Source organism: Streptomyces sp. NPDC059371, assembly GCF_042751995.1.
Taxonomy (GTDB): domain Bacteria; phylum Actinomycetota; class Actinomycetes; order Streptomycetales; family Streptomycetaceae; genus Streptomyces.
Genome location: NZ_JBHYXD010000111.1, coordinates 1 through 12,252, shown reverse-complemented (window position 1 = coordinate 12,252; position 12,252 = coordinate 1). Strand labels below are relative to the sequence as shown.

The following is a 12,252-nucleotide window of genomic DNA, read 5'->3' as shown; positions in this document are numbered from 1 at the left end:
GGGGGTGGCGCGGGGACCCGGCGGTTGTGCTTAGCGTTGTTTGTGGGGGGGGGGGGGCTAACCACCAGATTTGGGGGGGTTACCCCGGGGGGGGGGGCGGGGGTCGGCCCCGCCCCTCAAGCACCCCCGCGACCTGCCTACTTGACCGCGCCCGCCATCACTCCGGAGACGAACTGCCGCTGGAACGCGAAGAACACGGCCAGCGGGATCACCATCGAGATGAAGGCGCCCGGCGCCAGCACGTCGATGGTGTTGCCGAACTGGCGCACCTGTGTCTGGAGAGCGACCGTGATGGGCTGGCTCCCCGAGTCGGAGAACACCAGCGCGACCAGCATGTCGTTCCACACCCACAGGAACTGGAAGATGCCCAGCGAGGCGATCGCGGGACCGCCGAGCGGCATCACGACCCGTGTGAACAGGCGCAGTTCGCCCGCGCCGTCCAGCCGGGCCGCCTCCAGGAGCTCTCTCGGGATCTCCGCGAAGAAGTTCCGCAGCAGGAACACCGCGAAGGGCAGTCCGTAGCCGACGTGGAAGAGGACCACGCCGGTGACCGACCCGAAGACGCCGATCTTCCCGAAGAGTTCGGCGATCGGGATCAGCGCCACCTGCACCGGGACGACCAGCAGACCGACCACGCCGAGGAACCACCAGTCGCGGCCGGGGAACTCCATCCACGCGAAGGCGTATCCCGCGAGCGAGCCGATCACGACGACCAGCAGGGTCGCCGGAACAGTGATCAGCACCGTGTTGAGCAGCGAGTTGGTGATGTCGCTGTTCTCCAGGAGCCTCTGGTAGTTGTCCACGGTGAGCTGCGAGGGCGCGCTGAACACCTTCCACCAGCCGCTGCCGCCCATGTCCTCGGGGCTGCGCAGCGAGGACAGCAGCAGCCCGATCGTCGGCACCAGCCAGAACAGGCCGACGAGCAGCAGGAAGACGCGTACGACACTGCCGCCGAGCCCACTCGCGATCCGTGAACCGAGCGAGGGCCGCGCCTTGTTCACGGCCGTCGCGGGCACGGTCTTCGCCAACTGTCCGGCATGTGTGGTCATCGCCGCACCTCCCGCCTGAGCCGACGGCTGCATCGCTCCGGGGGACAACACCCGGACCCCCGGCCGAAAGACACGTGTGCCGTCATCGCCGCACCTCCCGCCTGAGCCTGCGAACGTTGAAGGCCATCACCGGGATCACCAGCAGGAGCAGGAACACCGCGATGGCGCTCGCCACGCCCGGCCTGCCCTCCGAGAAGCCCTTGCGGTACAGCTCCAGGGCCAGCACGTTCGCGTCGTCCTGGGAGGACCCCGGCGCGATGATGAACACCAGGTCGAAGACCTTCAGCACATTGATCATCAAGGTCACGGCGACGACCGCGAGCACCGGCGCGAGGAGCGGCACGGTGACCCGGCGGAACACCTGCCACTCGTTCGCCCCGTCGACCCGGGCGGCCTCCAGGAGTTCGCGCGGCATCCCCGCCAGGCCCGCCGCGATGAGCACCATCGCGAAGCCCGCCCACATCCAGACGTACGAGCCGATGATGGCCGGGGTGACCAGGGACGGGCCCAGCCAGTCGACCCCGTTGTACGGCTCCGCGAAGTTGCTCGCCGGCAGCCGCAGCCGTGCTCCGTCCGCCTTGCCCGAGAGCGAGAACGTGCCGTCGTCGCCCACCTTCGCCGAGTCGACGACCTCGCCGTCCTTGACCGCCTCGATCCTCATCCCGGAGTAGCCCAGCTCGCTCGGGTCGACCTGGCCGAGCCTGCCGACGCCCTTCCCGCGGGTGAAGTCCTGCCAGGCCGTGCCCGCGACCCTGCCGGGATCCGTGGCCGCCCGCACCGCCTTCCTCGCGCTGTCCGGCATCCGGTCCGGGGCGACGCCGACCAGCGGCAGGGCGACGGACTGCCCGGTGTGCACGGCGTCCCGGGTGACGAACCCACCCTTGTCGGACGTCAGGGGCGACTCCCGGCCGGGGTGGGCCTTCGGGAACGCCGACGCCGGGGCGAAGGTGTCGTGCACCCCCACCCACACCGCGTTCGCGACGCCCTTGTCCGGGTCCTGGTCGTACACCAGCCGGAAGATGATCCCGGCGGCGAGCATCGAGATCGCCATCGGCATGAAGACGACCAGCTTGAACGCCGTTCCCCAGCGCACCCGTTCGGTCAGCACCGCGAAGATCAGCCCCAGCGCGGTCGCGACGGTCGGGGCGAACACCACCCAGATGATGTTGTTCTTGAGCGCGGTGCGGATGCCGTCGTCGGTGAACAGCGCCTTGTAGTTGTCGAACCCGGCGAACCCGTCGCCCTGTTGGTCGTAGAAGCTGCGGACGACCGAGTACCCGATCGGGTAGACCACGAGCGCGCCGAGCAGCACCAGGGCGGGCAGCAGGAAGAGCACCACCACTGTCCTGCGGGTCCCGGTCACGCTCTTGCGTGTACGGGCCGGGGGGGGGGGGGGGGGGGGGCCCGGGCCCCCCCGCGCCCCCCCCGCGCGCTCCCCGCGTGAGCCGCCGCGCGCGGGGCGGGGCGGCGAGGAGGGGGGGAGCCCCCCCACCACCACCCGCGCGCCCAGCCGGAAGATCACCACAACTAGCCCGCGGTCCCCGCACACGCACTTGCTTTTACGGGCGGGGGGCACCTGTGCGGTGCCCCCGGCCGTCGCCGACGTCATGGCCGGATCAGCCCTTGTAGGCCGCTGCGGCGTCCGATTCGAGCTTCGCCTGTGTCCCCGCCACGTCCTTCGGGTTCTTCAGGAAGTCCTGCAGGTCCTTCCACTCGCCCTTGCCGGGCGTGCCGCCGAAGGCCTGCGGGGCCTGGTCGGACATGTCGAAGCGGAAGTCGTCGCCGGCCGCGATCAGCGCCTTGGCGATGGCCCGCTGGACCGCGTTCGGATACGCGGAGTCGGGCACGCTCTTGTTGGGCGAGAGGTAGCCGCCGAGCTTCGCCTGGATCGTCGCCGCGTCGGGTGAGGCGAGGAACGTCAGCAGCGCCTGGGCCGCCTTCGAGTCCTTCAGGACGACGGCCGCGTCACCGCCGCTGACCACCGGCGCCTTGTCGCCGACCGCGGGGAACGGGAACACCTTCGCGTCCGTCCCGATCTTCGCCTTCGTCTCCGCGATGTTGACGCCCACGAAGTCGCCCTCGAAGACCATGCCCGCCTTGGGCTGGTCGCCGCCGGTGAACGTCTGCGTGACCGAGGCCGGGAACTCCGTCTGGAGCGCGCCGTCCGGGCCGCCCGCGATGAGGTTCTTGTCGCCCCACAACTGGGCCAGAGTGGTCAGCGCGTCCTTCACGGACGGATCCGTCCACTTGATCTTGTGCTGGGCGAGCTGGTCGTACTTCTCGGGGCCCGCCTGGGAGAGGTAGATGTTCTCGAACCAGTCGGTGAGCGTCCAGCCGTCGGCGCCGCCGACCGAGACGGGCGTGACACCGGAGTCGTAGATCGTGTGCGCGGTGGCCAGGAACTCCTTCCAGGTCGTGGGCTCCTTGGCCCCCGCGTTCTCGAAGACCTTGGTGTTGTACCAGACCAGGGACTTGTTGGCGGCCTTGTAGTACACGGCGTACTGCTTGCCGCCGACCTTGCCGAGGTCCTGCCAGCCCTGCGCGTAGTTCTTCGTCAACTGCGCCTGCGCGTCCGGGCCGACGGGCTTCGCCCACCCCTTGTCGACGGCCTGCTTCACGGCGCCGACCTGGGGGAGCAGTGCCACGTCCGGGGGCGCGCCGCCCGCGATCTTCGAACCGAGGAAGTTGATGATCGGGTCCTGCGCCGGTACGAAGGTGACCTTCGCGCCGGTGCGCTTCTCGAACTCCGCGAGCACCTTCTTGAAGTTGGCCTGTTCCGCCCCGGTCCACACGGCGGCGACCTCCAGGGTGGCGCCGTCGAGCTTGGGCAGGGTGACGGAGCCCGCGCCGCCGCTCTCCGTGGCCTTGCCCCCGTCGCTTCCCTTGCCGTCATCGCCGCCGCCACCGCACGCCGTCAGCGTGAGCGCGCCCGCGACGACGGCTGCCGCCGCGGCCCGCGCGGCTCCGCGCGAGCGTCGGGTGGAGTGATCGGGCGACCTGCGTATCTGAGGAATGCTGCGCATCACTGCCCCGTTCTTCGTTCTTCGTCGAACGTCAAAGCGGCTGCTGCCCGGATCACTCCGGTCTACGCCTGCCCACTCGGGGGCGGCAAGACCGCCGGTGGTGTCAAGTGGGCGATCGTGACGGGGTCGTGACGTCGCGTCACGGTCACGGGGCACGCCGACGTCGCTCGGCCGCACGGGGGCGGGAGCGGCGCCGACGCCGTGACGTGCGCGGGTGCGGTCCGCCGGCCGCCGTTTCCGACGGCGCGGGCGTCCCGGCCGCGGCTTCCGGCGGCCGGGCCGCCCCGGCCGCCGGTTTGCGGCGGTCAGGGTGTCCGGGCCGGGGTGTGGCGTCAGGTCTTCCGGCCGCGGATCACAGCAGCGAGGGCATCTCGGCCGCGGAGACGGAGCGCGCGGCCCGTTCCAGTGCGCTGGCGAGCAGGGCCAGGTCCGTCGGTCCGTTGCCCAGCTCGCGGACCGGGCGGCGGGCCGGCGGGTCGCCCATGCGGTGCCACTCCAGGGGGACGACCGTGGGGCGCAGGGTCGCCGTCCGCGGAATGCGTCCCGTGACCCGCCCGCCCTGGAAGGGGATCTCCCGGCCGTCCGGGAGCCGCAGCCGGCCCCGCCCGGGGGCGGGTTCCTCCGGTCCGGGCGACGGCGCGTCCAGGGTGACGCGCAGCGCGGCGGAACGCGTCAGTTCCGACGCGGCCGTACGGCCGTCGGCGCCGGACGCCGCCACGAGGTGGACCCCGAGCCGGTCGCCCTCCCGGGCGACGGCCTCCAGCGCCCGTACGACCGAACCGGCCGCCGGGCGTCCCGGGGAGCCCAGCGGCGGTGCCAGCAGGGCGTCCAGATCGTCGACGACCACGACCAGGCGGGCCAGCGGCGGCCCCGGCTCGGGCTGCCGGTGCGCGGCGGCGGGCCGCAGCCGCAGCGTCGAGCTGGACGGGGTGTCGAGGTCCGAGGCGCCCAGGGAGGAGGTCCCGCCCGACGAGCTTCCGCCCGAGCGCTGGGCCACGATCCGGCCGGGGACCGTCCGCCCGGCATGCCACTCCGCGAAGCCGAGCCGGCCTAGGAGTTCGGACCGCCGCTTCAGCTCGGCGCTCAGCGACTGGGCGAACTCCCGCATCCGCACGGGGTCGTTGGCCACGAGGTGGGTGGTGACGTGCGGCAGGTCGGTGCAGACCTGGAGGCCTTCCCCGCCGCCCGCGCCGCCGTGGGCCGCGGTTCCGTCACGTCCGTCCATCAGGACGATCCCGAGCCGGTCGGGCCGCTCGGCGGCTGCGAGGGACGCGGCGACCGAGCGCAGCAGTTCCGTGCGGCCGCTGCCCGGCGGGCCCTCGATCAGCAGATGCGGGCCCTCGACGGGCAGGTCCACGGCGACGGGTCCGCGCGGGCCCGCGCCGAGCACCGCCCGCGCCCGTCCGCCGAACGCCTCGCTGTCGTCCGCCGCGTCCGCCCAACGCGCCAGCAGGGAGGCGGGGGTGGCCCGCGCCAGCCCCAGCTCGTCGAGCAGACGGGCCGTCTGGGGCAGGGGCGCCGACACGCGCGTGTGCCGGTCCCCGGTCGTGCCGTCCGTCCGCAGCGGTGCCAGGGACCGGGCGAACCGCTCGGCCCAGGCGAGGGACACGGCGTCCACGGCGGCGACGGTGCCGTGCCCCACGGGGCCGCGCGGGAACTGGCCCGCGGCGCCGGAGGACGTACGGCCCGTGCGTGAGGTGGCGTCGGCGCGGCCGCCGGAACCGGTGTGCCGTCCGGACGCCGGGCGCGGGATGCCCGTGTGAGTGGCTCCCGCGTGCCGGGGACCGGAGTGCGCCGGCGAGGTGGGCGCGGCGCCGGAGGAATTCCGCCCGCCGCCGTCGGGTCCGCCGTGCGGTGCCGCTTCGGGGGCGCGCCCGCCGCTGCCGCCCGGTGCCACCCGCATCAGCCGCAGCGCCGTGGCCACGTCCCCGCTCAGCAAGGCCACCGCCCCGCACTCGCGGAACGCCGGCGACACCTCGCACGCCGCTTCGTAGGTCTCCGTCACCGGCGACGCGGGCGAGGCGGCGACGGTCTCGGCGAGGCACACCAGATGGATTCCGGCCCGCGAGCCCTCGTGCGCGAGGCGCGTCAGGCCCTCCCGCACGTCGGCGCCCCCGGGGTCCCCGTCCACGATCACCACCGTGTACGGGCCGTCGTACCCCTCGTCCGTGTCGTCGGCCCGCGCCCAGGACGGCCTTCGTGCCGCGCTCGGCGAGCCGCCGTCGCCCGACGCGGTGACGTGTCCGGCGCGCCCGGCCTCCGTGTCGTGCGTCCCGGACCGGGCGGCCGGAACCGTGGCACCGGTGCTCCCGGACAGCGGACGGCGTACGCGCGGTGCCTCCTCCGCCTCCGCCAGGTGGTCCTCCAGGCGGCGCAGGAGCTCGTCCGTGCGCGCCGCCGCCTGCTCACGGTCGTACGCGAGGAGCAGACGGCAGTCCTGGCCGTGGGCGGGACGCAGATGAGGGAGCCAGCCGAGCCAGGACCACTCGGCGGTGCGCTCGTCGACCGGGCGGGTCCGGTCGGTGCTGATGAGGACGATCTCCAGGGTGTCGGGGGAGTGCAGCGCGGCGAGCTGCGCGACGACCGCGCGGGCCAGCCCCGTCAGCCGCGCCCGCGGTCCGGCCAGGCCCAGGGCGCCGGCCTCCCGCAGCCCGGCGGTCACCGGCACCGCGGGCAGCAGGCCCGAGCCGTCCGGCGCCGTCCGGTCGGCCGTGCCCAGCCGTACCGTCAGTGCCTCGGGGTGGCCGGGGCCGCGCTCCCACAGCCGGGGACCGGGGCCGATCGCGGTGAGCAGCAGGGTCGCCGGATCGGGCCAGCTCTCGGGCGACCGCCGCACGGCGGGAAGGAGTTCCTCCACCGCGACGGCGCCGTCCTCGTACGTCTCCCGCTCCGGGGACGGTCCTCCGCGGCCGCCCGCCAGACGCCGGGCCCACGCGCCGATGCCGCCCCGCCTGCGCACGCCCGGCGGAATGTCCGTGCCGCGCGTGGGCGTGCCCGTGCGGGCGGAGGGGATGCCCGCACCGGGGGCGCCGGACGCGTCGGCGGCGCCGGGGCCGAAAGCCTCCGCGTCGGCCCGCCCCGCCCCGTCCGCGCCGCCGGAGCCCGTGGGCCCGCCCGTCTCGCGCGCGGACGTGCCGGTGCCGCGGCCCTTCGTCGTCGAGCCCCGCGGGCCGCTCTCGATCCGCGGTGCCCGGCCCTGTTCCGGTACGGCCAGGGGCACGGCCCGTCCGTGTTCCAGTGCGCCGGGGACGCCGCCCGCGGAAGCGCCCCACTCCGCGGTCCCGTAGGCGTGATGCGTCTCGCCCGACGGAGGCGGACCACCGCTCTGGGCGAGGGAGGCGCTCTCCCCGCGCGCGTGGGGCACGGCACCGCGCGGCTGCGAGGCGCCCGGTCCGGGGGCGGTGGTGCCCGGTGAGGCTTCCCCCGGGAAGCCGTCGGCGGTCGCGGGGGCCGCGGACGTCGCCGAGGACGCTGAAGCGGCCGAAGCCGCGGGGGAGGTGGAACCCGGGGAGGCCGTGCCCGGCCGGCCGGTGGCGCCGTGCCCGGCGAACCCACCGGTCCGGGCGGTGGTGGAGGCACCCGCCGGAGTGCCGTGGCCGGCGGACCCGCCGGCCTGGGCGGGAGCGTCCCCGGCGAACCCGCCGGAACGGGTCGGGGCGTCCTCGGCGGACCCGGTCCGCACCCGCACATGGCCCTCGCCGTCCGGGGCGGTTTCCACGAGGCCCGGGCCGCCCGGCGGGGCGAGCCGCAGGGCGGACTCGCCGACGCGCAGCAGCGCGCCCGCGGTGAAGGGGACGGGGCGGCCGCCGACGCGGGAGCCGTCGAGTGTCGTGCCGTTCGTGGACCCGATGTCGGCGACCGAGACGCGGCCCTCGGGGGTGACGGTGACCGCGCAGTGCAGGCGGGACACGTCCGGGTCGTCCAGGGGCACGTCGGCGTCCGCGGAGCGGCCGATGCGGATCTGGCCGCCGTGCAGCAGGTGCACGCCTCCGGCGTCCGGTCCCGCGACCACATGGAGCTGGGCCGACACGTCGTCCAGGTCGGGACCGGGCTCGGCGGGCGAGCCAAGGCTGAGCACGGCGCCGTCGGTCAGCGGCGGCTCGCCGAGTGTGCAGCGCTGGGCGTCCAGCCGCTCCGCGCCCGCGTAGAGCACGATCTGGCCCCCGCCGGACTCGCGGCCCCGCTCGCCCTGCGAGGTGCCCCCGCTTCCCCCGACCGCCGCGGCCAGCCCCGACGCGACCGCGGCCAGCGCCGTCCCGGCGGGCGCGGTGACCAGCACATCGCAGGCCGTGGCTCGCCCCCGCGGTTCCGAGGGCGGGCCCAGCGGGTCTACGACGGTCAGCCGGATCTGCATCGCCGTCAGGGGTCCCTTCAGCACAGGCGCCGCGACGAGGGCGAGGCTGCGCTGCGGTCCCCCACCGCAGATCCCCCCACCGCACACGGGCACGTCGGCCAGTAACTGGAGGCATCCTCGCACCTGCCACCGACAACACGCCCGCCCCCCACCCGTAAGTGATCTTGATTGGTCGGCTCTGCCCGTAAAAGTTCCTGACCAGTGCCCTCCCGATGTCGGCTTGAGATCGCTCACGCCCGGTCCGGGCAACCAAGCGACCGGAGTGAGCGTCTTTCCGTGGAACACATGCGAGCGACTTTCCGTCGAACATGGACGGGGACGCCCACGTAAGCGCTTATGCGAACCACAGGTGCCCTTATGTGAACCACAGGTGCGTACGGGACCTATGGGAAAGCACACGGGCGGGACAGCCCGTTGCCGGGCAGGGCGGCACTAGAGTGGGTCGGAATCTCCTGTACCACGGTGATCACGGTGGACGGACCAGGCAAGCAAGCAACAGGGAGCGCATGACGTGCGGCCGGTAGGGAGCAAGTACCTCCTGGAGGAGCCGCTGGGGCGCGGCGCCACAGGCACGGTCTGGCGCGCCAGCCAGCGGGAGACCGCCGGCGCCGAGGCGGCCGTCGCGGGACAGCCCGGCGAGACCGTGGCGATCAAGGTCCTGAAGGAAGAGCTCGCCGGTGACGCCGACATCGTGATGCGCTTCCTCCGGGAACGGTCGGTGCTGCTGCGCCTGACCCACCCGAACATCGTGCGGGTGCGCGACCTCGTCGTCGAGGGAGATCTCCTCGCCCTCGTCATGGACCTGATCGACGGTCCCGACCTGCACCGCTACCTGCGCGAGAACGGACCGTTCTCGCCCGTCGCGGCCGCCCTGCTCACCGCCCAGATCGCCGACGCGCTCGCCGCCAGCCACGCCGACGGTGTCGTGCACCGCGACCTGAAGCCCGCGAACGTCCTGCTCAAGCAGGACGCCGGCCAGATGCACCCGATGCTGACCGACTTCGGCATCGCGCGGCTCGCCGATTCCCCCGGCCTCACCCGGACCCACGAATTCGTCGGCACGCCCGCGTACGTCGCCCCGGAGTCCGCCGAGGGACGCCCGCAGACGTCCGCCGTCGACATCTACGGCGCCGGCATCCTGATGTACGAGCTGGTCACCGGCCGCCCGCCGTTCGCCGGCAGCTCCGCACTCGAAGTGCTGCACCAGCACCTGAGCGCCGAACCGCGCCGCCCCTCGACCGTCCCGGACCCGCTGTGGACCGTCATAGAGCGCTGCCTGCGCAAGAACCCGGACCAACGGCCCAGCGCCGAGAACCTCGCCCGCGCACTGCGGGCCGTCGCCGCGGGCGTCGGGGTGCACGCCTCACCCGCGCAGATCGCCGCGGCCGAGGGCGTGGGCGCCCTGCTCGGCCCCGACCCGGCCCCGGCGCGGGTCCCGGACATGCCCGGCTCGGCCGACCCGACCCAGGTGCTCCCGCAGGGCGCGGGCTCCTACGACCCGTACGGCGCCACCAGCGTGCTGCCGCACACCTCGGGAGCGGCCGACCCGACCGCCGTGCTGCCGCCGGTCCCGCAGAACCAGCCGGGCGGACAGCCCGGCCAGAGCGACGACCCGCACCCCTGGCAGAACCAGATGCGCGCGGCCCGCGACCGCAACGAACAGACGCAGGTCCAGTACCTCGACCCGAACGAGGACCCGCTGCGCCGCCGCCCGCAGCGCCAGGTCGCGCGGCCGCAGGGGCAGCCCCAGCAGCAGCGTCCGCAGCGAGGCCAGCAGCCGCCGCCCGGATACGGCTATCCGCAGCAGCAGCAACCGCAGCAGCAGTACGCGCCGCAGCACCAGCAGCAGCGCTACGCCCCCGCGCCCCAGCAGCAGCCCCAGCCGCAGCGGTACGCGCCGGAGCCGCAGCGGCCGCAGCAGCCCGCCCCCCGTCAGCGCGAGCCCCGCCAGGGCAGCTCCAACCCGATGAAGATCCCGGGACTCGGCTGCCTCAAGGGGTGCCTGTTCACGATCGTCATCCTGTTCGTGGCCGGCTGGCTGGTCTGGGAGTTCAGCCCCCTCCAAGGCTGGATCCACTCCACCAGGGGTTTCTGGGACGAGCTGACCTACCGGTACGACCAGGTCAGCGGCTGGATAGGGGATCTCGGCTCGAAGGACCCCTCGGGCGGCTCGGGCAACTGACCCGGGGAGCCCGGGCGGCTGATCCGGGGCTCTCGTGCGACCTGTCCCAAGCTCCGGGGCAGCCGACTCCGGCGACCGGGGCGGCCGACTCTGGCGATTTGTCGACACCTGATGGGTGATTTCGGTCCCGGGCGTGAAGGTTGGCTCCGCGGGCGCGTACTTTAAGCGGCAACACGCGTCTGTAGGAGCAGTCTTGGCACGCAAGATCGGCAGCAGGTACACCGCGCACCAGATCCTGGGGCGGGGGAGCGCCGGCACGGTGTGGCTCGGCGAGGGACCCGAGGGGCCCGTCGCCATCAAGCTGCTGCGCGAGGACCTCGCGTCCGACCAGGAGCTGGTGGGGCGCTTCGTGCAGGAGCGCACCGCGCTGCTCGGCCTCGACCACCCCCACGTGGTGGCGGTGCGCGACCTGGTGGTGGACGGCAACGACCTCGCCCTCGTCATGGACCTCGTACGGGGCACCGACCTGCGCACCCGGCTCGACCGGGAACGCCGGCTCGCCCCGGAGGCCGCGGTCGCGATCGTCGCCGACGTGGCGGACGCACTCGCCGCCGCGCACGCGGCCGGGGTCGTCCACCGTGACGTGAAGCCCGAGAACGTCCTGCTCGACATGCAGGGCCCGCTCGGCCCCGGCGGCTCCCACCCGGCCCTCCTGACCGACTTCGGCGTGGCCAAGCTCATCGACTCGCCCCGCCGGACCCGGGTGACGAAGATCATCGGCACGCCGGACTATCTCGCGCCCGAGATCATCGAGGGCCTGCCGCCGCGTGCCGCCGTCGACATCTACGCCCTGGCGACCGTGCTCTACGAGCTGCTCGCCGGTTTCACGCCGTTCGGGGGCGGACACCCCGGCGCGGTCCTGCGCCGCCATGTCACCGAGACCGTGGTCCCGCTCCCGGGCATCCCGGACGAGCTGTGGCAGCTCATCGTGCAGTGTCTGGCCAAGGCGCCCGCGTCCCGGCTGCGGGCCTCCGAGCTGGGCGCACGGCTGCGGGAGCAGCTCCCGCTGCTGGCCGGTATGCCGCCGCTGGACGTGGACTCCCCGGACGCGGACTCCGCGGACGGGGACGAGGAGTACGAGGAGAGCGCGGAGCCGGCCGCGCCCGCCGCGGCGCGTGAACGGCGCGGGGCCGTGCCCCTGGTGCCGGGGGCCGCGCCCGACTCGAACCGGGACACGCACACCTCGATGCGGGTGCCGGCACCCGACGAGCTGGCCGGCGGTGCCCGTGGGACGGCTCGCGCGCCCCGGGCCGCGGGCGCGCCCCGTCCCGGGTCCGCCCGGCACCGTGCCTCCGCCCGGCGGCGGCGGATCACGCTGGGGGTGGCGGCTGCCGTCCTGGTGGCGGCGGCGGGTGTCGGCACCTGGCTCGCCACCTCCGACGACGGAGACGCGGCCCCCCAGGACACGAAGAACTCGGCCCCGGCCTCCCCGTGATCCCCGGCCGGCGCGCCGGGACAGGCCTTTGCTCGCCCCCTCCGCCCCTGCCCGTCCCGTTCCTGGAGGCTGCCGCCCCCAGACCCCCGCTTCGGCCTGACGGCCTCGTCCTCAATCGCCGGACGGGCTGAAAATCAGCCCCTCCGGCGATTGCGGAGCGGGGGTGCGGGGGCAGCGCCCCCGGGGCCGGGGCGGGCCGGCGCGGCGCG

The 12,252-nt window shown here is 74.3% G+C and carries 6 protein-coding genes; 2 read left to right on the top strand and 4 right to left on the bottom strand.

All coding sequences use genetic code 11. The features are described 5' to 3' along the window. Positions 1-137 precede the first annotated feature (137 nt). The 4 genes from ACFXGX_RS37160 to ACFXGX_RS37145 form a co-directional block, all read right to left on the bottom strand. Entirely contained in the window at positions 138-1,049 is a 912-nt protein-coding gene (locus ACFXGX_RS37160; RefSeq protein WP_384800843.1) for a carbohydrate ABC transporter permease, read from the bottom strand. Between the two features lie 82 nt (positions 1,050-1,131). Then, positions 1,132-2,412 carry a carbohydrate ABC transporter permease gene (locus tag ACFXGX_RS37155; RefSeq protein WP_384800840.1) on the bottom strand — a complete coding sequence of 427 codons (1,281 nt, stop codon included), beginning with the start codon at positions 2,410-2,412 and terminating at the stop codon, positions 1,132-1,134. Between the two features lie 253 nt (positions 2,413-2,665). After that, positions 2,666-4,072, bottom strand: coding sequence for an ABC transporter substrate-binding protein (locus ACFXGX_RS37150; RefSeq protein ID WP_384800837.1), 1,407 nt, complete (start codon positions 4,070-4,072; stop codon positions 2,666-2,668). A 352-nt stretch (positions 4,073-4,424) separates the two neighbouring features. Continuing rightward, positions 4,425-8,426, bottom strand: coding sequence for an FHA domain-containing protein (locus ACFXGX_RS37145; protein ID WP_384800873.1), 4,002 nt, complete (start codon positions 8,424-8,426; stop codon positions 4,425-4,427). A gap of 511 nt (positions 8,427-8,937) precedes the next feature. On the opposite strand from ACFXGX_RS37145, the gene ACFXGX_RS37140 reads away from it, so the two are divergent. Together ACFXGX_RS37140 and ACFXGX_RS37135 are read left to right on the top strand one after the other, a co-directional pair. Beyond that, positions 8,938-10,608, top strand: coding sequence for a serine/threonine-protein kinase (locus ACFXGX_RS37140; RefSeq protein ID WP_384800834.1), 1,671 nt, complete (start codon positions 8,938-8,940; stop codon positions 10,606-10,608). Positions 10,609-10,801: 193 nt separating this feature from the next. Continuing rightward, a complete protein-coding gene (locus ACFXGX_RS37135; protein WP_384800831.1) occupies positions 10,802-12,043 on the top strand; it encodes a serine/threonine-protein kinase in 1,242 nt (413 codons plus the stop codon). Positions 12,044-12,252 lie beyond the last annotated feature (209 nt).